We start from the raw sequence: 19,394 nt of genomic DNA on the forward strand, positions 1-19,394 counted from the left end.
CATGGCCGATGTGACGCCGGACGGCGCCGAGCTGGAGGAGCTGCCGTCCAAGGAGCTGTATGAGCGTGCGATGAGCCTCGCGAAGGAGCGGCGCGACGTCGGTTTCCTGTGGGACCTGCTGCGCGCGATCCCCGCCGCGGCGGCGTCCATGGGGGAGGTCGGCCGCGCCGAGTTCGATCTGCTGCACGGCCTGTCGCTGCTGGAGGAGTTCACGCACGCGGGTGAGGGGGAGATGGCGGACGCGCTCCGGCCCTTCTACATCGACTACCTCACGGCGCACGCCAACGGGACCTGACCGGCTCTTTGCCCGTCGTTGCTCTCTGGTCGGCCATCACTGGGAAACACTCTCCGTAGTTAATTGACTGCAGAGGGTGGTTGAAGTGAACAAGAAGCACATGAAGATCGCCGCCATCGCCTTCGTGGTGTGGTACGTCATCAGCAGGCCCGAGGGAGCGGCGAGTCTCGTCAACAACGCCCTGAGCGGACTCGGCACCGCCGCCGAGTCGTTGTCGCAGTTCATGAGCGCCATCCCGGGCTGACGGGCGGCTCCCCGGCCCCGCATCCCCGGCGGTGCGGGGCTTTTCACGCGCGGCCAGCAAGCGGTTGCCTCCGCGTCACAGTAAAATCGCGCTTTGCGGGCAGACGCGCCTGGGCACAATTGGATCGGGTCAGTTGTGTCGCTGCGCTACAACCAGGGACGGCGTACGGATGAAGAAGAACCTCCGCTATGTGGCGATCGCGTTCGTCATCTTCTATTTGCTGAGCTCACCCACGGATGCTGCAGGGGTGGTCAACAACGCCTTCAGCCAGCTCGGCGAGGCGGGCAACCAGTTGGCCGCCTTCGTGAACGCCTTGGGCACGTGAGGATGCGCCGGCGGCGCGGGCCCGCGGGCCCGGCGGCGCCGGCGGGTGATCGAACGAGGACATGGCCGGCCACGGAGGGCGATCTCCTAGGATCGGCCCCATGTCTGTCTTCGACGTAGAAATCGACGGCCTGCGGGGCGGACCCGCAGACCTCGGCCAGTACCGGGGCAAAGCCGTGCTCATTGTCAACGTCGCCTCCAAGTGCGGCCTCACCCCGCAGTACTCCGGCCTGGAGCGGCTGCAGGAGAGGTACGCGGGACGCGGCTTCACCGTCCTCGGCGTCCCCTGCAACCAGTTCATGGGGCAGGAACCCGGCACCGCGGACGAGATCGCGGAGTTCTGCTCGGCGACCTACGGGGTCACGTTCCCGATGACCGAGAAGGTCGAGGTCAACGGCGACGGGCGGCACCCGCTGTACCAGGGGCTGGTCGGCGCGCCCGACGCCGAGGGCCACACCGGCGACATCCGCTGGAACTTCGAGAAGTTCCTGATCTCCCCCGACGGCACGGTCGCGGCCCGCTTCGCGCCGCAGGCCGAGCCCGAGGCGGACGAGGTCGTCGCCGCCATCGAAGAGAACCTGCCGGCCTGAGAGCGGACGCGCCCTCCGCGTCCGGAGGGCGCGCCCCGCGGCTGTGAATTGCGCCACACGGCGCATTCGCCGTCCGTTTTCGTGGACGCCCGGCTGCGCGGCGCGGCCGGGTCGTCTAGCTTGTGAAGTCGCGATATGACGTGGAGGTGCCCATGCGCGGATGGACGACCGGAGACATCCCCGATCTGCACGGCCGGCGGGCGATCGTCACCGGTGCCAACAGCGGCATCGGCTACCACACCGCTCTCCAGCTCGCCCGGCACGGCGCGTCCGTCGTGCTGGCCTGCCGCAGCGCCGAACGCGGCCAGGCCGCCTTCGACAGGGTGAAGGCCGCCGCGCCGGACGCCGACCTCGTCCTCGGCTCACTGGACCTCGCCGACCTGGCGTCGGTCCGGGAGTTCGCGGCCCGGTACGGCGACGCGCCCGTCGACATCCTGGTCAACAACGCCGGCGTCATGGCCATCCCGCGCCGCTCCACCGCCGACGGCTTCGAGATGCAGTTCGGCACCAACCATCTCGGCCACTTCGCCCTCACCGGCCTCCTGCTGCCCGCGCTGCGGTCGGCCCCGTCCCCCCGCGTGGTCACGCTCACCTCGGCGTTCGCCTGGTCCGGCCGGCTGAACTTCGACGACCTGCAGGGCGAGCGCCGCTACCGCAAGTGGTCCGCCTACGGCCAGGCCAAGCTCGCCAACCTGATCTTCGCCCGGGAGCTGGACCGCCGCGTCCCCGAGGTGACGAGCGTCGCCGCCCACCCCGGCTACGCCGCCACCAACCTCCAGCAGACCGGCCCCAGGATGCAGGGCAGCCCTCTGATGGAGAGGGCCGCCGGCCTGGGCAACGCGGTGATGGCCCAGTCCGCCGCCGCGGGCGCCCTGCCGTCCCTCTACGCCGCCACCGCCCCGGACGTCCACGGCGGCGCCTGCTACGGCCCGCGCCTGCTCCAGTACCGCGGCGCCCCGACCGAAGTGGTCACGCCTCCGCGGGCGAACCGTCCCGCCCAGGCCGAACGCCTCTGGGAGATCTCCGAAACGCTCACCGACGTCACCTACGAGAAGGCCTAGCGAAGCCCCGCGGTGGCCTGGGCCAGCGTCGCAGCGATGACGGTCCCGGCGTCCGACGGCGCACGCTGCGCGAGGCGCGCGGCCGTATCGACCAGCCCCTGGATCAGCTCCGCCCGCAGCGCCGGCTCGGCGACGCCGCCGTCCTCCAAGGCGGTGACGAGCGGACGCAGCAGCATCGTGTGCCCCACCCGGATGCGCTCAAGGGCCGGTTCGGCCAGCGCATGCTCGGCCAAGGCGACCGCGGCGGCATGCCGCCCGTCGGTCATGACGCCGAGCTGAACCCGGATGTAGGCCTCGACCTTGCCGTCCAGATCACCGGGACCGGTCAGCGCGTCCTCGACGAGGGACGCCCACCGGGGCAGTTCCTCCTCGACGATCGCGGCGACGAGATCGTCCTTCGACCGGAAGTACTCGTACAGGGCCGGCCGCGACAGCCCGACCCGCCTCGCCAGCGCCGCGAGCGACAGCGCCTCGATGCCCTCCTCCGCCACGAGCGCCCGCGCGGCGTCCAGCAGCGTCCGCAACTGCCGCGCCCGATGCGCCGCGACGGTCGCCTCACTGATCCTCGGCACGCCCCCCATCCTACGATTCCCGACTATCCGTAGGTAAGTTTCGACTCCCGGCGCATCTGGCTGACAGATCCTCTAGAGTCCGGGTCTCTCGACGTAACCGAGCGAACGCCCAGTGTGATCGCCTGTGGATCACACCCACATGACAGCGATTAGCCATCAGCTCTGTACGGGGCGTCTGGCGCGCATCCTGATCGCCGCCGCACCGGAAGACTTCGACATCACCGAGGGTGCCAACGTCCCGTGTGCGGGGGAGGGGGCGACCCCGGACGTGGTGCTCGGCAACGCCGAGGCCATGCAGGCCGCTACCGTGGCATTGGATCCCGGCGAGATACATCTCGTGGCCGAGGTGGTCAGCCCGGGAAAGCGGAATCGCATGCGGGACTTCACCGACAAGCCCCGCATGTATGCGGCCGCAGGGATTCCCACGTTTCTGCGGGTCGAGCTGATCGGTGAGGGGGCGCCCTGCGTCGAGGTGCTCGTGCTCAAGGGCGCCGAGTACGTGCAGGCCGACCGGGTGTGCGCGGGCCGGACTCTGCGGCTGTCGGAGCCGTTCGAGGTCTCGTTCGACCCGGCGATTCTCGTGGGACCGCGCCGGCCCGGCGTCTGAAGGCGCCGTGGGGCTCAGGGGGCGCGGGTGAGGTCCCAGTCGAGGGTGGCGGGGAGTGCGCCCTCCAGGGTGAGGAGCCAGCGTTTGACCTCGACGCCGGAGCCGCCGCTGTAGCCGCCCAGGCCGTTCGAGGCGACGACGCGGTGGCAGGGGACGATCAGCGGAATCGGGTTGCTCCCCATCACCTGGCCGATGACCTGCGCGTGGACGCCGGTGCCGCTGCGGTCGCCGAGGCCGCCGTAGGTGATGACCTGCCCGTACGGGACGGAGTCGTGCAGCGTCGACAGGACCTGCCGCTGGACGTCGGACGTGAGCCGCCAGTCGATCGGGACCTCGAACCGCTTCAGGTCGCCGGCGAAGTAGTCGCGGAGGGCCGACAGGGCCGGGGCCGGGCGGCCCGGAGCGTCCACGACGGGCAGGCCGGTCGCCTTGGCCGTGCGGGCACGGGCGGCGGGGGTGTCATGAAAGTGCAGGGAGACGACTCCCGTCTCGGTCTCGGCGATGAGCAGGCGGCCGAGCACGGTGTCGACCGTGCCGAACGCGAGGGTCTCGGTCATCGTGCGGCGCTCCTTCCGGAGTGTTCAGCGTCCCATGCGGATCCGTCATCTTCTTCAACACCGCTGCGGCTCCTCACGTTGCGTGGGTGCGGTGGAGCCGGGCGGACTCCTTGACCAGGCGGCTCGAGCCGCCCCGGGACGCCACGTCCGCGACGGCCGGGATCGTGCCCCTGGCACCGGTGGTCTCGGCGACGCGGGTGGCCGCGCTCGCCGCGACCGACCCGCTGCGTCACCACCTCGACCCTGAGACCGTCACCGCGCCCGGACGCGCCCTGATCGCCGGCCTGGGATCCCCGGGTTCGGGCACACCGTCTACAAGTCGGGCGATGGGCGGCGACCCTGGGTGCGGTCGCGGGCCTCGTGCCGGGTGCGGGGGAGGCGGTCTTCGCCGTCGCGCGCACCGCAGGGTGGCTCGCGCACGCGCTGGAGGAGTACGGCCGGGGCGGCCCGCTGCGTTCCCGCGCCGTCTTCACCGGGCCGCCGATTCCCGCCGGGTGACCGGCGCGCGGGCCGTCCATGCGCCCGGACGGGGTCGTGGCCGCACTCCACCGGGCCGAGGGTAGGCTCGGGGGTGTGCGACGGTTCCTCACCCCAGGCTGGCTCGGGCTGCACCTGATCGCGATCGTGTTGTGCGGCGCGTTCCTCGGCTTCGGCTGGTGGCAGTACGACCGCGCCCAGAGCGGCAACGACCGCAGTTGGGCCTACACCTTCGAGTGGCCGATCTTCGCGCTCTTCGTGGTCGTGATGTGGGTCAAGATGATCCGCGACGAGCGATCGGGCGCCGCCCCGGCGCCCGCGGTGATCGAGGAGCCCGCGGAGGCGGAGATCACGCGGCGGATCATCCGGCAGCAGGAGGACGAGGATCCCGCCCTCGCCGCCTACAACCGCTACCTCGCGCGGCTGAACTCCGAGAGCGGCGGACGCCGCTGACCCGTCCGCACGGGCCGCCCGTGCGGGCCGTCGACGAAAGGTGTGATCTGTGGAAGGCGCGGTGACCAGGTACCGGATCCTGGCGCTGGTGGTCGGCACGCTGCTGGTGCTGCTGACGATCGGCATGGTCCTGAAGTACGGGCCGACCGACATGCCGGAGATGGTGGCCGTCGTTTCGCCGATCCACGGCTTCTTCTACATGGTCTACCTCGCGGTCGCGTACGACCTGTGGCGGCGCACCGGCTGGCCGCTGAGCAGGATGGCGGTGATCGTGCTCGGCGGCATCGTCCCGCTGATGACGTTCTTCGTCGAGCGCCGGATCGTGCAGGACGCGCGGGAGCTGGGCGGCGCGAAGGCCGAGGCCGAGGCGAGCGCCTGACGGCCGTTCCTCAAGGGACTGGATGACCGCCGCCGGGTCGACTAATGTTTGACTGAGTCAAACATTGGGAGGCGGGCATGGCGGTGACCGACGGGGACATCGGCACGGTCCGGTCGTTCAACCGGTTCTACACCGGGGTGATCGGCGTGCTCGGCGAAGGCCTCGTCCAGACGCCGTACTCCCTCACCGAGGCCCGGGTGATCTTCGAGCTGGCCCAGCGGGACGACACCGAGGTCCTCGCCCTGCGCCGCGCCCTCGACCTCGACGCCGGCTATCTCAGCCGGATGCTGGCCCGCTTCGAGGCCGACGGGCTGGTCGGGCGCGAACGTGCGCCCGGCGACGCGCGCCGGCAGATCGTCCGGCTCACGCCGCGGGGCCGCGAGGTGTTCGCCATGCTCGACGAGCGGTCCGTCGCCGAGATCCGCGCGCTGCTGGACGGGCTGCCCGCCGATGACCGGCGCCGCCTCCTGGCCGCGATGCGCTCCGTCCACGGCATCCTCGGCGACCGCCCGCGCGGGGACGGCTTCGTCCTGCGCCCGCTGCGCCCCGGCGACCTCGGCTGGATCGTGGAGCGCAACGGCGCCCTCTACGACCGGGAATGCGGCTGGGACCGCACCTACGAGGCCCTCGTCGCCGAGGTCGTCGCCGACTACGTGCAGAACCATGATCCGGAACGGGAGAACGCCTGGATCGCCGAATCCGGCGGCATGCGGGTGGGCGGCGTCTTCTGCGTCCGCAGCGCCGGCGACGTCGCGCAGCTCCGGCTGCTGCACGTCGAGCCGGACGCCCGCGCGATGGGCATCGGGGCGGCGCTGGTCGGCGAGTGCGTCCGCTTCGCGGCCGAAGCCGGATACTCCGAGATCATGCTGTGGACGACGGCGCTGCAGCGTCCGGCGCACCGCCTCTACGAACGGGCCGGATTCGTCCTGGACGAGGAGGAGCCCCCGGTCGAACGCTTCGGGGACGTCGTCCACGGGCAGGTCTGGCGCAGGAAACTGTGAACCGGGCCCGCGGGGGCGTGACGCCTCCACGGGCCCGGCTCCGCAGCGATCCCTGACTGCGTCGGCGGCCGGGACGGGGGTCGGACGGAGGTTCCGGCCGCCTGTGTTCACCGGCGTTGCGCCGGTTCGGCTCAGGACTGGTTCCCACCTCCCTTCCGCTCCGGCCGGCCGGGGGACCCGTCCGGCGCTCGGGGGAGGGCGCCGCAACGGCGCCCCGGTGACGGCGGCCGGGCCGGCGGCACGGCTCGGGTGATGCCGCCGGCCCGGCTCGTGGGGGACGCCGGTGCCGCGGGGGCGTGCGGCACCGGGGTCCGGGGATGGTCGAAGGGCCCGGCTGGACCGGTACGGCCGAGGACCCGAGGTGTATCGCCGCCCGCCCCGCCCGCGGCACCCGTTGGGGGACGGTGCCGGCCGCGGTGGAGCGCGCCGCGATCGCCCTCGGCCGTACGGGCCGGGCCGCGCGGGGACGGGGGCGCGGGGACGACGCGGGTCTCACGCTCCGTGCGGTGCATCCCGGTCCCTCCCGTTTCCCGACCTGGGGCTTTGCCGCCCCGAGGCCTTCTCGCTCACTCTGTGTCACGAACCTGATGCGTTAGGTACCCGCGCGTCATGCGCACGTAAACCGGCCCGCCGCAAAGAATCATGATCGCGAAGCGGACTTTGCCTCCGCATTGCCCGGCACCCGCTCCGCCGCGGCGGGACGGCGGCGCAGGACATGGCGGGCCAGGGCGAGGACGGCCAGGAACGCCACGAGCGCGCAGACGCCCGTCCAGCCGTACCGGGAGTAGCCCGCGGCCCCCAGCCAGGAACCGGTGCTCCCGCCCAGGAAGGAGCAGGTCATGTAGGCCGTGTTGAGCCTGCTCCGGGCCTCCGGCCGCAATGCGAAGATCCGGGACTGGTTCGCGACCATGCCGGACTGCATCGCGACGTCCAGCAGGAGTGTCCCCGCGGCGAGCGCCACCAGCCCGGACCGCCCGCCCGCGGCGCCGGCCGCGAGCACCCCGGCGGCCGCGATCGTCCCGAGGATGGCGACGAGGCCGACCGGATCGGAGCCCCGCCGGTCGACCTGCCGTCCGGCGATGGGCGTGGCGATCATGGTGCCCGCGCTGACCAGGGCCAGCACCCCCACGGTCTGCGCCCCGAACCCGTAGACGGGCCCGGTGAGCAGGAGCGCGACGCCCGTCCAGACGGCCTGGAACCCGCCGAAGATCGTCGCCTGGTAGAAGCACGTCCGCCGCAACTCCGGCTCACGCCGCAGCAGCCGCAGCGGCTCGGCCAGCAGCGCGGGATACGACTGCTTCGACGGCGGGACGGTCGCGGGCAGCGCGAACGCCAGCGCCGCCGCCAGGCACAGGGCGACCGCGGCGGAGACCAGGTACGGTGCCCGCCAGCCGAGCCACTCGCCGATCATCCCGCCGAACGTGCGGGCCAGCAGGATGCCGCCGATCGACCCCGACAGCAGCGTCCCCATGACCGCGCCGCGCCGGTCGTCGGCTACCAGCCCGGCCGCCATCGGCGCGATGACCTGCGCGACCACGGTCGTGATCCCGACGAGGGCACTGGCGCCGGCCAGCGCAGGCAGCCCGGGGGGCGCCCGCCGCGCCCAGCAGCCCGATCCCGGTGACGACGAGCATCACCACGATCAGCGGCCGGTGCGGGAACCGGTCCCCGAGCGGCACCAGCAGGAAGTTCCCCGCGGCGTACCCGAACTGCGCCGCGGTCACCACCAGCGCGGCCGTCCCCGGCGACACGTCCAGGCCGGACGCGACCAGCGGGCTGACCGCCTGCGGAAAGTAGATGTTCCCCACGGCGACGCCGCAGGTCAGAGCAAGTAGGAAGATCACCCGACGGCTGAGGCCAACGGGTTGCGAGGCATGCGAGGACACGGATGCTCCATCGATTCGACGCGGCAGGATCGAGGCGGCGGGGGAGAACCCCCGCGCGGGATTCGCCTCGGCGTCGAGGAGCGCGGTGCCGGCTAGGCCGTGGTGCGCTCCGCCGCCGAGGCGCCGGTCGTGGACTTGCCGAGACCCGTGTACACGATCTGCCTCCAGAACCGGAGCCGGAACATCACGCCGAAGATCGCATACCCCCCGTAACCACCGCAACCCCGTTTCAATCCTGGCGTCGTAGCGGGGTCCGGATGCCTGCAGGCGATCTCGTTCAGGCTTGCTTTGCGGTTTCGGTGAGGCGCCCCGGTTCGAAGCGCAGGCTCCAGGTTCCGGCGACCGGATGGTCGAGTCCGGCTGGCCAGTAGGAGATGGTCCCGGGCGTGGGCGTGGGCGTGGGCGTGGGCGTGAGGAACTCGTCGGTCAGGTCGATCATCAGGGAAGTGTGTCAAGGGCGGCCGCGGACGCGCGATCCCGGCTCGTCGCACGTGGACGGCGGGACGCCCCGGTGGATGTGATCGCTGAGAGCGAACGTTGCTGAGGAAACAAAATGCTGCTCCGTTTTCTTGAGTGTGGATGACTCAACTTGCCGTTGGGTCGACGTACGGACTTGGAGCTGAGCATGAGCGAGACCCTGACGCTGCCGGTGCTGCCCCTGGACGACGGGGCCGTTCTGCCGGGCATGGTGGTGCCCCTGGACCTGTCCGAGAGCGGTGAGGTCCGGTCGGCCATCGAGGCCGCGCGGGCGGCGGCCCAGTCCAAGGGGCCGGGCATCCGGTCGGTGAGCAAGCCGCGGGTGCTGCTGGTGCCCAGGCTGAACGGGCAGTACGCCGGCATCGGGACGCTGGGCGTCGTCGAGCAGGAGGGGCGGCTGCCCGGCGGTGAGCCGGGCGCGGTCGTCCGGGGCGTGCAGCGGGTGCGGATCGGGACCGGGACGACCGGGCCGGGCGCGGCGCTGTGGGTCGAGGGCACCGCGATCGAGGCGCCGCCCGCGTCCGGGCGGGCGCAGGAGCTGGCGAAGGAGTACAAGAGCCTGGTCAGCGTGATCCTGCAGAAGCGGGGCGCGTGGCAGGTCGTGGACGTGGTGCAGCAGATCGACGACCCGTCCACCCTGGCCGACAACGCCGGCTACGCGCCGTACCTGTCGGACGAGCAGAAGATCGAGGTCCTGGAGACCCCGGACGTGGTGGAGCGGCTCACCCTGGTGATCGGGTGGGCGCGGGACCATCTGGCCGAGCTGGACGTGGCGGAGACGATCCGCAAGGACGTCCAGGAGGGCATGGAGAAGACGCAGCGGGAGTTCCTGCTGCGCCAGCAGCAGGAGGCCATCCGCAAGGAGCTGGCCGAGCTGAACGGCGACCCCGCCGACGAGGAGGACGACTACCGGGCCCGGATCGAGGCGGCGAACCTGCCCGAGAAGGTGCGCGAGGCGGCGCTGAAGGAGGTCGACAAGCTGGAGCGGTCGTCGGACGCCTCGCCCGAGGGCGGCTGGATCCGCACCTGGCTCGACACCGTTCTCGACATTCCGTGGAACGACCGGACCGAGGACGCCTACGACATCGCGGGCGCGCGGGAGATCCTGGACGCCGACCACGCCGGGCTCGATGACGTGAAGGAGCGCATCATCGAGTACCTGGCCGTGCGCAAGCGGCGTGAGGACCGGGGCCTCGGCGTCGTGGGCGGCCGCAGGAGCGGTGCGGTTCTGGCCCTGACCGGCCCTCCCGGCGTCGGTAAGACGTCCCTTGGCGAGTCGGTCGCGCGGGCCATGGGACGCGAGTTCGTCCGGGTCGCCCTGGGCGGAGTCAGGGACGAGGCCGAAATCCGCGGCCACCGCCGTACGTACGTGGGCGCGCTTCCGGGACGGATCGTCCGCGCCATCCGCGAGGCCGGTTCGATGAACCCGGTCGTCCTGCTGGACGAGGTCGACAAGGTCGGCGCCGACTACCGGGGCGACCCGACGGCGGCGCTGCTGGAGGTTCTGGATCCCGAGCAGAACCACACGTTCAGGGACCACTACCTGGAGGTGGAGCTCGACCTGAGCGACGTGCTCTTCCTCGCCACCGCGAACGTGGTGGAGGCGATCCCCGCGCCGCTGCTCGACCGGATGGAGCTCGTCGAGCTGGACGGCTACACCGAGCACGAGAAGGTCACGATCGCCCGCGACCACCTGCTGCCGCGCCAGCTCGACAAGGCGGGGCTGGAGGCGTCCGAGGTGGGCTTCGGCGACGACGCGCTGCGGCTGCTGGCGGCCGAGTACACCCGGGAGGCGGGCGTCCGGTCGCTGGACCGGTCGATCGCGCGGGTGCTCCGGAAGGTCGCCGCGAACGTGGCGATGGAGAAGGCGGACCTGCCGGTCTCGATCGGTGCGGACGACCTCAGGGACTATCTGGGTCGGCCCAGGTACACGCCGGAGGTCGAGCTGAGCCGGAACGAGCGGCGGACGGGCGTGCCGGGCGTCGCGACGGGCCTGGCGGTCACCGGCGCGGGCGGCGACGTCCTCTACATCGAGGCGTCGCTGGCCGACAAGGAGACCGGCGACACGGGCGTGACGCTCACCGGGCAGCTCGGCGACGTGATGAAGGAGTCGGCGCGGATCGCGCTCAGCTACCTGCGTTCGCGCGGCGCCGAGCTGGAGCTGCCGGTCGGCGACCTGAAGGACCGCGGCGTGCACGTCCACGTGCCCGCCGGTGCGATCCCGAAGGACGGGCCGAGCGCGGGCATCACGATGACGACGGCGCTGGCGTCGCTGCTGTCGGGGCGGCCGGTCCGCTCGGACGTGGCGATGACCGGTGAGGTGTCGCTGACCGGGCGGGTGCTGCCGATCGGCGGCCTGAAGCAGAAGCTGCTGGCCGCGTCCCGGCTCGGCATCACCACCGCGATCGTCCCGAAGCGCAACGAGCCGGACCTTGAGGACGTTCCGGCCGAGGTGCTGGAGAACCTGACGGTCTTCGCCGTGAGCGACGTCCGCGAAGTGCTGGACCTGGCCCTGGAGCCGGCCACCACGCCGGTGGCGGTCTGACGCACGGAACGCCCGCGCCGGGCTCGTCCCGGCGCGGGCGTTCGACGTCAACCCGAGTTTCGGTCCTGCCGTATCACCGGTCGTGCATGGGCGGCGACGGGCGGGGGACCATGCGCCGGGTGTTGACGGAGATGTGGCAGCCCGCAGCGAAGGGCAAGAAGGTCCCCTGGTACGTGATCGCTCTGCGCGTGGTCGTTGTGGCCATCGCGTTGGGCGCGCTCGGCGTCTTTTTCCTCTTCGCTTTCAAGTTGACGTTGACGCCCGTCCAGGACAACGGCCAGGCGGGCGGGAACACCGATCCCGGCCGCTCGCTCCGCTTCTACCTGGACCGTCCCACCAAGGAGGCATTCCTCCAGATAGGCGGCAACCTCGCGCTTCTCGCGCCCTTGGGCGTGCTTCTTCCGATCGTCTGGACGACCCTCCGCGGCCCGATCCGCCTGGCACTCCTCGCCGGCATGTTCTCCTTCGCCATCGAGATGGTGCAGGGAGCCCTCGTCATGGGCCGCGCCTTCGACGTCGACGACGTCATCCTCAACGTCACCGGCGTCGTGATCGCCTATCTCCTCCTGGGCCGCCGCCTCTCCAAGGGCGTCCGCGGCGACTGAGACGACGGGGCGAACCGCCCGCCGGCGCTCGGCGAGGGGGACGCAGGGGTCAGCGGGGGGTCAGGCGGAAGACGCGCAGCTGGCGGGTGGTGCGTTCCACGTACTGGTCGTAGACGGGCCAGACGGCGGTCAGCCGGGGCCAGATCTCGGTGCGTTCGGCGTCGTCCAGAAGGCGGGCGGTGACGGGGACGGAACGGCCCTGGAAGCTGACCTCGGCCTCCGGGTTCTTAAGGAGGTTGCCGGTCCACGCGGGGTGCTTCTCGCGGCCGAAGTTGGAGCCGACGACGACGAAGCCGCCGTCGTCGCCGGGCAGGCACGCGAGCGGCGTGCGGCGGGGGAGGCCGCTGACCGCGCCGGTCGTGGTCAGCACGATGCTCGGGACGAGGAGCTGACCGAGGAGGAGGCGGCCGCCGGTCGCCTTGTGCAGAGCCCGGTCGACGGGCGGGACGACCTTGGGCCCCACCCTGGAGAACCATTCGGCGCCGGAGACCCGCTGGAAGACCGGTCCGAAGGTGCGCTGGATGAGTGTCGGCATCGGTTTCTCCTTGGGGGCGAGCCGTCCGGCCCGGTGGGGTTTCAGATGGCCGGTCTCGGCCAGCCATCGGAGGCCGTCGGCGACCGTTTCCTCGACCGGGCGCAGGGTGAGGTTCAGCGCGTCCAGGAGGGGACGGTCGTCGGTGGGGACGAGGGTGACCATGAACTCGGCGGCGTCGCGGGTGAGCGGGTAGTCGAAGCGGCGGACCCGCTTGGCCGCGTCCAGCGCCGAGCCGAGGCCCAGCATGACGCGGCTCGGGACGGGCACGCGGCGGCACTTCACGCCGGTGAGCCGGTCGCAGAGGTCCGCGTACTGCGGCCAGGTCAGGTAGTGGCCGCCGAGCAACCAGCGGCTCGGCGGCTGCCCGGCCTGCACGGAACGTGCCAGCGCCTCGCCGAGGTCGCGGACGTCGATCACGGAGACGCCGCCGCCCGGAAGCGGCCAGACCTTGCCGAGCGCGGCGGCGAGCCCTTCCATCAGCGCGTCCAGGGTGGGCTGGTTCGGGCCGAACACGCCGCCCGGGTAGACGATCGTGACCGGCGCGCCGTCCGACTGGAGTCCGCGTACGTACTCCTCGGCGGCCAGCTTCGACCTGCCGTAACCGGTGCGGGGGCTCGCGAGGGAGCCGTTCGCGGTGATGACCGGGGCGGACGGCGGGACGAACACGCCGATCGTCGACACGTGGATCACCGGGTCGAGTCCGCGGGCGACGGCTCCGCCGACCACGTTGCGGGTGCCCCGGACGTTGACGTCGACCAGGTCGCCGGCGGAGCCGGTCACGCCGATCGCGGCGGCGGCGTGGATCGCGGCGTCGGTGCCGTCGAGTGCCCCGGCCACGGCGTCCTCGTCCAGCATGTCGCCGGTGACGAGTTCCACGTCCCCGGCCGCGACGCCGATCGCCTGCAGGACCTCGGCCGCCTTCCCGGGGTCGCGGACCAGCGCGCGCGGGCGGTGCCCGGCGGCGAGCAGCGCGCGCACGGTGTGGGAACCGACGAACCCGGAGGCGCCGGTGACGAAGACCCGCATGGAGGACAAACTAGCGCTTGGTCACGTCCGGACGACAGTCCTTGCACTTCACCTCCCAAGAGTAACCGGTTCGATTTCGGACACCTCCAATACCGGGAACGCGCACAACCGATCGTTGACGCTCCTGGAACGCTCCATCACACTCGTGAGTCACCTGACCGCCGACCGGGAGGGATCAATGAAGATCGGACTGGCCGGCGCGGGGCGCATCGGTGCGCGCCACGCCGCCGCCCTGTGTGAACTGCCCGAGGTGGAGGCCCTCTGCGTCGCCGACGCGGATCCCGGCCGCGCCCGCGACCTCGCCGCCCGCCTGCCCCGCTCTTCCCGCGTCGCGGCGCTGGACGCGGTCGAGGAGTTGTTCTCCAGCGGCCTCGACGGCCTGATCGTCGCCGCGGCCACCGACGCGCATGCGGGCCTGGTGGAGCGGGCCGTGGCCGCGCGGGTCCCCGTGTTCTGCGAGAAGCCGCTTGCCTCGGATCTTGATGGAACGTTCCAAGCCGTGGCCGCGGCCGCCACCTCCGGAATTCCGGTGCAGGTCGGGTTCCAGCGCCGGTTCGACGCGGGGAACGCGGCGGCGCGCGAGGCGCTGGCGTCGGGACGGCTCGGCTGGCTGCACACCGTCCGCTCGTGCAGCTTCGACCCCGCGCCGCCGCCCGCCGAGTACGTCCCGACGTCCGGAGGGCTGTTCCGCGACTGCGTCATCCACGACCTCGACCTCATCCGGTTCGTGACCGGGCGCGAGATCGTCCGGGTCATGGCCTCCGGGGCCAACCGGGGAGACGACTTCTTCCGCGAGTGCGGCGACATCGACACCGGGTCCGCGCTGCTCGTCCTGGACGACGGGACGCTCGGGCTCGTGTCGGCGACCCGCTACAACGCCGCCGGGTACGACTCGCGGCTGGAGCTGTTCGGGTCCAAGGACAGCATCGTCGCGGGCATGGACGACCGGACGCCCGTCACCGTCCTGCCCGAGCACGAGGAACCGAAGGCCGCGGCCGGGCCGGGAGCCGGGCCGGGAGCCGGGCCGGGAGCGGGGCCGGGCGGTGAGCCCAGGCACGTCTACGGAGGCTTCATGGAGCGGTTCGCCGACGCCTACGACGCCGAGCTCCGCGCCTTCGTGGACGTGGTGGCCGGCCGCCGCGGCAACCCGTGCCCGCCCGAGGAGGCGCTGGAGGCCTTCTACCTCGCCGAGGCGTGCGAGCTGTCCCTGCGGGAGGGGCGGATCGTCGGGACCGAGGAGGTGCGGCGATGAGGATCGCGGCCGCGCCGATCTCCTGGGGCGTGTGCGAGGTCCCCGGGTGGGGCCATCAGATGGAGCCGGGACGGGTCCTCGCCGAGATGCGCGCTCTCGGCCTCGCGGCGACGGAGCTGGGGCCGGACGGTTTCCTGCCCGGCGGCACGCGGGCGAGGGACGAGCTGCTGGCCTCCCACGGGCTGGGGCTTGTCGGGGCGTTCGTCCCGGTCGTGCTGCACGATCCGGCGTACGACCCGATGCCGGAGATCGACCGTGCGCTGGACCGCGTCGACGGCGTCCTCATCCTGGCCGCCGCCACCGGTCTCGACGGCTACGACGGGCGGCCCGCCCTCGACACCAAGGCGTGGTCGACGCTGCTGGCCAACCTCGACGCGATCGCCCTGCGCGCCGCCGCCCGTGGCCGCCCGGTCACCCTGCATCCGCATGTCGGGACGGTCGTGGAGTCGCGCGCGGAGGTCGAGCGGGTGCTGGGCGGCAGCAGTGTCCCGCTGTGCCTGGACACCGGGCACCTGCTCGTCGGCGGCACCGACCCGGTGTGGCTGGCGCGCTTCGCGGCGCAGCGGATCGCGCACGTCCATCTGAAGGACGTGGACGCAGGGCTCGCCGACCGGGTGCTCAACGGCGACGTCGCCTACACGGACGCGGTACGCGACGGTCTGTACCGGCCACTGGGGGAGGGCGACATCGACATCCCCGGCATCATCCGTGCTCTGGACGGCGCCGGTTACGAAGGCTGGTACGTGATGGAACAGGACACCGTCCTGACCGAAGAGCCCCCAGAAGGCGGCGGACCGTTCGACGACGTCCGCAGGAGCCTGGACTTCCTCGCCGGAGTGGCCCGATGACCTTCGACCTCATCACGATGGGACGGGTGAGCGTCGACGTCTACCCGGACCAGGTGGGCGTGCCACTGGAGGACGTCGAGACGTTCGGGAAGTACCTCGGCGGCAGCCCCGCCAACGTCGCGGTGGCCGCGGCGAGGCACGGCCGCCGCGCCGCCGTCATCACCCGCACCGGAGACGACCCGTTCGGACGGTTCGTGCACAAGGCGCTCAAGGGGTACGGCGTCGACGACCGGTTCGTCACCGCCGTCCCCGGGCTGCCCACGCCGCTCGCGTTCTGCGAGATCTTTCCCCCGGACGATTTCCCGCTGTACTTCTACCGCTATCCCAAGGCCCCGGACCTGGAGATCCACCCGGACGAACTGGACCTCGGGGCGATCCGCGAAGCCCGCATCATGTGGGCGACCGTCACCGGGCTGTCGCAGGAGCCCAGCCGCGAGGCGACGCTGACCGCGCTCGCCGAACATCCCGGGCAGACCGTCATCGACCTCGACTACCGGCCGATGCTCTGGGCCGACCCCGCTGAGGCCCCGCACTGGGCAGGGCTCGCCCTGGAACACGCCTCCGTCGCGGTCGGGAACCTGGACGAGTGCGCGGTCGCGGTGGGGGAGCGCGAGCCGCGCGCCGCCGCCCGCGCGATCCTCGACCGCGGCCCCGGACTCGCCATCGTGAAGATGGGGCCGGAGGGCGTCCTCGCCGCCACGGCCGGCGAGGTCGTGGAGGTGCCGCCGGTCAAGGTCGACGTCGTGAACGGGCTCGGCGCGGGCGACGCGTTCGGCGGCGCGGTCTGCCACGGCCTCCTTGCGGGCTGGGAACTGCGGCGGGTGATCGAGTTCGCGGGCGCCGCGGGCGCGATCGTCGCGTCCCGCATCGCCTGCTCCGCCGCGATGCCCACGCCGGACGAAGTGGAAGACCTCCTTGAGGAGCGGCGATGAAGTACCACCTGCCCGCGGGGACGGCCGCCGAGGAGCCGTACGGGCTCGTCGTGACCCCCGAGTCGGCCGGATGGATCCACTCGGCGCTGCGCGTCCTCGAACTGCCGGACGGCGGCTCGCACGAGTTCGAGACCGGCGACTTCGAGACCATCGTGCTGCCGCTCGCCGGGTCGTGCGCCGTCGAGTGCGACGGCGAGCGCTTCGGGCTGGACGGCCGCGACGACGTCTTCAGCCGGGTCAGCGACTTCGCCTACGTACCGCGGGACGCGCGGGTCACGGTGCGCGGACGCGGCCGGTTCGCGCTGGCCGGCGCCCGGTGCGAGGCCCGGCTCACGCCGCGCTACGGCCCCGCCCGGGACGTCCCGGTCGAGCTGCGCGGCGCGGGGCCGGCGAGCCGGCAGGTCAACAACTTCGGCACGCCGGAGGGCTTCCCGTTCGCCGAGAAGCTCATCGCGTGCGAGGTGCTGACGCCGGGCGGCTGCTGGTCGTCGTTCCCGCCGCACAAGCACGACGAGGAGACGCCGGACGAGGCCGTCCTGGAGGAGATCTACTACTTCGAGGTCGCCCGGGGCGGCATGGCCTACCAGCGCGTCTACGGGTCGCCGGGACGCCCGATCGACGTGCTCGCGGAGGTGCGCAGCGGCGACGCGGTCCTGATCCCGCACGGCTGGCACGGGCCGTCGATGGCTCCGCCGGGCCATGACCTGTACTACCTGAACGTGATGGCCGGGCCGTCGCCGGAGCGGGCGTGGCGGATCTGCGACGACCCCGCGCACGCCTGGATCCGCGACACCTGGGCCGGACGGCCCGTCGATCCGCGGCTGCCGCTGACCTCACCGGAGGGACGGCCATGAGGCTGACGGCGGGGCAGGCGCTGGTGCGGTTCCTGGCGGCCCAGTACAGCGAGCGGGACGGGGACGAGCGGCGGTTCTTCGCGGGCTGCTTCGGCATCTTCGGCCACGGCAACGTCGCGGGCGTCGGCCAGGCGCTGCTGGAGCATGCCGACGACGTCCCCTACTACATGGCCCGCAACGAACAAGCGATGGTCCACACCGCGGCGGGATACGCCCGGATGAACGACCGGCTCGCCACCTTCGCCTGTACGACGTCCATCGGGCCTGGGGCGACCAACATGGTGACGGGTGCGGCCCTCGCCACCATCAACCGGCTGCCCGTTCTGCTTCTGCCGGGTGACGTCTTCGCCACGCGTCCAGCCAACCCGGTGTTGCAGGAGCTGGAAGACGCCCGGTCATACGACGTTTCCGTCAATGACTGCTTCAAGCCCGTCTCGAAGTATTGGGACCGCGTCAACCGTCCTGAGCAACTCCCCAGTGCGCTGATGGCGGCGATGCGCGTCCTCACCGACCCGGCGGAGACGGGCGCGGTCACGCTGGCACTGCCACAGGACGTCCAGGCGGAGGCGCACGACTGGCCGGACGACCTGTTCGCCCGCCGTGTGTGGCGTATCCCGCGCGCTGTGCCCGAACCCGCCGCGCTGGAGGAGGCGTCCGCCGTCCTGCACGGCGCCGAACGTCCCCTCATCGTCGCGGGCGGCGGCGTGATCTACTCCCGGGCCACCGACGACCTGCGCGCCTTCGCCGAACGCACCGGCATCCCCGTGGCCGAAACCCAGGCCGGAAAGGGCGCTCTGCCCTGGGACCATGCCTGTTCAGTCGGTGCCATAGGCGCGACGGGCACGACCGCGGCGAACGCTCTCGCGCGCGAGGCCGATGTCGTCCTCGGCGTCGGCACCCGCTACAGCGACTTCACCACCGCGTCCCACAGCCTGTTCGCCAACCCGGACGTGAAGTTCGTCAACCTCAACGTCGCGAGGTTCGACGCCGCCAAACTCGCCGGCATCACCGTCGTCGCCGATGCCCGGGAAGGCATCCGGGGCCTGAACGCCGCAGTGGACGGCTACGGAGTCGCCGGCGCCTACCGAGACGAAGCCCAGGCCCTCGCAGCCGACTGGAACGCGAAGGTCGACCGGGCGTACGCGTCCCGGAACGGGAGGCTGCCCGCCCAGTCCGAGGTGATCGGCGCCGTCAACGAGGCCGGCGGCCCGCAGGACGTCGTCGTGTGCGCCGCCGGATCCATGCCGGGCGACCTGCACAAGCTGTGGCGGGCGAGCGACCCCAAGGGCTACCACGTCGAGTACGGCTACTCCTGCATGGGCTACGAGATCGCGGGCGGCCTCGGCGTGAAGATGGCCGCCCCGGACCGCGAGGTGTTCGTCCTGGTCGGGGACGGGTCGTACCTGATGATGGCCCAGGAGCTGACCACGGCCGTCGCCGAGGGGATCAAGCTGATCGTCGTGCTGGTCCAGAACCACGGCTACGCCTCCATCGGGAACCTGTCGGAATCGGTCGGCGCGGAGCGGTTCGGCACCCGCTACCGCGCCCGGACCGGCACCGGCCTCGACGGCGGCCCGCTCCCGGTCGACCTGGCCGCCAACGCCGCCAGCCTCGGCGCCGACGTGATCCGCGCGTCCACCGCCGCCGGCCTTCGCGACGCGCTCGGCGAGGCGAGGAAGGCCGCACGGACGACGGTCATCCACATTGAGACGGACCCCTTGGCAGGCACCCCCGACAGTGCGGCATGGTGGGACGTCCCGGTCGCGGAGGTGGCGGCGCTCGACGCCACCAGGGAGGCTCGTGCCCGTTATGAGGGGGATCGGCGCGCACGCCGCCACCATCTGTGATCAACTCCCTCAGACCGACCATTCGGG

At 72.0% G+C, this 19,394-nt stretch carries 22 protein-coding genes and 1 pseudogene; 17 read left to right on the forward strand and 6 right to left on the reverse strand.

Annotated features, from left to right (window positions below):
- Position 1 precedes the first annotated feature (1 nt).
- The 5 genes from ACGFIS_RS26195 to ACGFIS_RS26215 all read left to right on the forward strand — a co-directional run bounded on the left by ACGFIS_RS26195 (position 2) and on the right by ACGFIS_RS26215 (position 2,514).
- On the forward strand, positions 2-295 hold the full coding sequence (locus tag ACGFIS_RS26195) for a hypothetical protein (protein ID WP_392898429.1): 294 nt from the start codon (positions 2-4) through the stop codon (positions 293-295).
- An 85-nt stretch (positions 296-380) separates the two neighbouring features.
- Positions 381-539, forward strand: coding sequence for a hypothetical protein (locus tag ACGFIS_RS26200; protein WP_392898427.1), 159 nt, complete (start codon positions 381-383; stop codon positions 537-539).
- Between the two features lie 169 nt (positions 540-708).
- A complete protein-coding gene (locus ACGFIS_RS26205) occupies positions 709-864 on the forward strand; it encodes a hypothetical protein (RefSeq protein WP_392898424.1) in 156 nt (51 codons plus the stop codon).
- A 100-nt stretch (positions 865-964) separates the two neighbouring features.
- Complete coding sequence (locus ACGFIS_RS26210) at positions 965-1,453, forward strand: glutathione peroxidase (RefSeq protein WP_392898422.1); 489 nt, start codon at positions 965-967, stop codon at positions 1,451-1,453.
- A 152-nt stretch (positions 1,454-1,605) separates the two neighbouring features.
- Complete coding sequence (locus tag ACGFIS_RS26215) at positions 1,606-2,514, forward strand: oxidoreductase (RefSeq protein WP_392898419.1); 909 nt, start codon at positions 1,606-1,608, stop codon at positions 2,512-2,514.
- Here the strand turns inward: ACGFIS_RS26215 and ACGFIS_RS26220 are convergent.
- The gene (locus ACGFIS_RS26220; protein WP_392972869.1) at positions 2,511-3,086 is read right to left on the reverse strand and encodes a TetR/AcrR family transcriptional regulator; all 576 of its coding nucleotides are present in this window, start codon (positions 3,084-3,086) and stop codon (positions 2,511-2,513) included. The two genes, ACGFIS_RS26215 and ACGFIS_RS26220, sit on opposite strands and share 4 nt — an antisense overlap.
- A gap of 124 nt (positions 3,087-3,210) precedes the next feature.
- On the opposite strand from ACGFIS_RS26220, the gene ACGFIS_RS26225 reads away from it, so the two are divergent.
- A complete protein-coding gene (locus ACGFIS_RS26225; protein ID WP_392898415.1) occupies positions 3,211-3,693 on the forward strand; it encodes a Uma2 family endonuclease in 483 nt (160 codons plus the stop codon).
- A gap of 14 nt (positions 3,694-3,707) precedes the next feature.
- Here the strand turns inward: ACGFIS_RS26225 and ACGFIS_RS26230 are convergent, their stop codons facing one another.
- A complete protein-coding gene (locus ACGFIS_RS26230; RefSeq protein ID WP_392898412.1) occupies positions 3,708-4,250 on the reverse strand; it encodes a methylated-DNA--[protein]-cysteine S-methyltransferase in 543 nt (180 codons plus the stop codon).
- Positions 4,251-4,610: 360 nt separating this feature from the next.
- On the opposite strand from ACGFIS_RS26230, the gene ACGFIS_RS26235 reads away from it, so the two are divergent.
- The 4 genes from ACGFIS_RS26235 to ACGFIS_RS26250 all read left to right on the forward strand — a co-directional run bounded on the left by ACGFIS_RS26235 (position 4,611) and on the right by ACGFIS_RS26250 (position 6,560).
- Entirely contained in the window at positions 4,611-4,748 is a 138-nt protein-coding gene (locus tag ACGFIS_RS26235; RefSeq protein WP_392972871.1) for a hypothetical protein, read from the forward strand.
- Between the two features lie 75 nt (positions 4,749-4,823).
- Complete coding sequence (locus tag ACGFIS_RS26240; RefSeq protein ID WP_392898406.1) at positions 4,824-5,180, forward strand: hypothetical protein; 357 nt, start codon at positions 4,824-4,826, stop codon at positions 5,178-5,180.
- A gap of 49 nt (positions 5,181-5,229) precedes the next feature.
- Positions 5,230-5,559, forward strand: a complete 330-nt coding sequence (locus ACGFIS_RS26245; RefSeq protein ID WP_392972873.1) for a DUF3817 domain-containing protein — start codon at positions 5,230-5,232, stop codon at positions 5,557-5,559.
- 77 nt (positions 5,560-5,636) lie between these two features.
- Positions 5,637-6,560: a GNAT family N-acetyltransferase gene (locus ACGFIS_RS26250; RefSeq protein WP_392898401.1), complete on the forward strand. Its 924-nt coding sequence runs from the start codon at positions 5,637-5,639 to the stop codon at positions 6,558-6,560.
- Between the two features lie 640 nt (positions 6,561-7,200).
- Here the strand turns inward: ACGFIS_RS26250 and ACGFIS_RS26255 are convergent.
- The 3 genes and pseudogenes from ACGFIS_RS26255 to ACGFIS_RS26265 form a co-directional block, all read right to left on the reverse strand.
- Positions 7,201-8,097, reverse strand: coding sequence for an MFS transporter (locus tag ACGFIS_RS26255; protein ID WP_392972875.1), 897 nt, complete (start codon positions 8,095-8,097; stop codon positions 7,201-7,203).
- A 109-nt stretch (positions 8,098-8,206) separates the two neighbouring features.
- Positions 8,207-8,446, reverse strand: a pseudogene (locus ACGFIS_RS26260) (MFS transporter); the annotation flags it as partial.
- Positions 8,447-8,723: 277 nt separating this feature from the next.
- Complete coding sequence (locus ACGFIS_RS26265) at positions 8,724-8,885, reverse strand: hypothetical protein (RefSeq protein WP_392972877.1); 162 nt, start codon at positions 8,883-8,885, stop codon at positions 8,724-8,726.
- A gap of 186 nt (positions 8,886-9,071) precedes the next feature.
- On the opposite strand from ACGFIS_RS26265, the gene lon reads away from it, so the two are divergent.
- The gene (gene lon / locus ACGFIS_RS26270; RefSeq protein ID WP_392972879.1) at positions 9,072-11,468 is read left to right on the forward strand and encodes an endopeptidase La; all 2,397 of its coding nucleotides are present in this window, start codon (positions 9,072-9,074) and stop codon (positions 11,466-11,468) included.
- Positions 11,469-11,587: 119 nt separating this feature from the next.
- Positions 11,588-12,073, forward strand: coding sequence for a VanZ family protein (locus tag ACGFIS_RS26275; protein WP_392898389.1), 486 nt, complete (start codon positions 11,588-11,590; stop codon positions 12,071-12,073).
- A gap of 49 nt (positions 12,074-12,122) precedes the next feature.
- Here the strand turns inward: ACGFIS_RS26275 and ACGFIS_RS26280 are convergent, their stop codons facing one another.
- Positions 12,123-13,634 carry a nitroreductase/quinone reductase family protein gene (locus ACGFIS_RS26280; protein ID WP_392972881.1) on the reverse strand — a complete coding sequence of 504 codons (1,512 nt, stop codon included), beginning with the start codon at positions 13,632-13,634 and terminating at the stop codon, positions 12,123-12,125.
- 178 nt (positions 13,635-13,812) lie between these two features.
- On the opposite strand from ACGFIS_RS26280, the gene ACGFIS_RS26285 reads away from it, so the two are divergent.
- Genes ACGFIS_RS26285 through iolD form a run of 5 tightly spaced genes read left to right on the forward strand, consistent with a single transcriptional unit; the run spans position 13,813 to position 19,367 of the window.
- Positions 13,813-14,886: a Gfo/Idh/MocA family oxidoreductase gene (locus ACGFIS_RS26285; protein ID WP_392898384.1), complete on the forward strand. Its 1,074-nt coding sequence runs from the start codon at positions 13,813-13,815 to the stop codon at positions 14,884-14,886.
- Positions 14,883-15,734 (forward strand): TIM barrel protein, encoded by an 852-nt coding sequence (locus ACGFIS_RS26290; RefSeq protein WP_392898381.1) that lies wholly within the window; start codon positions 14,883-14,885, stop codon positions 15,732-15,734. Before ACGFIS_RS26285 ends, ACGFIS_RS26290 begins: the two co-directional genes overlap by 4 nt.
- On the forward strand, positions 15,731-16,666 hold the full coding sequence (gene iolC, locus ACGFIS_RS26295; RefSeq protein ID WP_392898378.1) for a 5-dehydro-2-deoxygluconokinase: 936 nt from the start codon (positions 15,731-15,733) through the stop codon (positions 16,664-16,666). The genes ACGFIS_RS26290 and iolC overlap by 4 nt, the downstream gene beginning before the upstream one ends.
- Positions 16,663-17,520 (forward strand): 5-deoxy-glucuronate isomerase, encoded by an 858-nt coding sequence (gene iolB / locus ACGFIS_RS26300; protein WP_392898375.1) that lies wholly within the window; start codon positions 16,663-16,665, stop codon positions 17,518-17,520. Before iolC ends, iolB begins: the two co-directional genes overlap by 4 nt.
- Complete coding sequence (gene iolD / locus ACGFIS_RS26305) at positions 17,517-19,367, forward strand: 3D-(3,5/4)-trihydroxycyclohexane-1,2-dione acylhydrolase (decyclizing) (RefSeq protein ID WP_392898372.1); 1,851 nt, start codon at positions 17,517-17,519, stop codon at positions 19,365-19,367. The genes iolB and iolD overlap by 4 nt, the downstream gene beginning before the upstream one ends.
- Positions 19,368-19,394 lie beyond the last annotated feature (27 nt).

This window comes from Spirillospora sp. NPDC048824 (assembly GCF_043198455.1).
Taxonomy (GTDB): domain Bacteria; phylum Actinomycetota; class Actinomycetes; order Streptosporangiales; family Streptosporangiaceae; genus Spirillospora.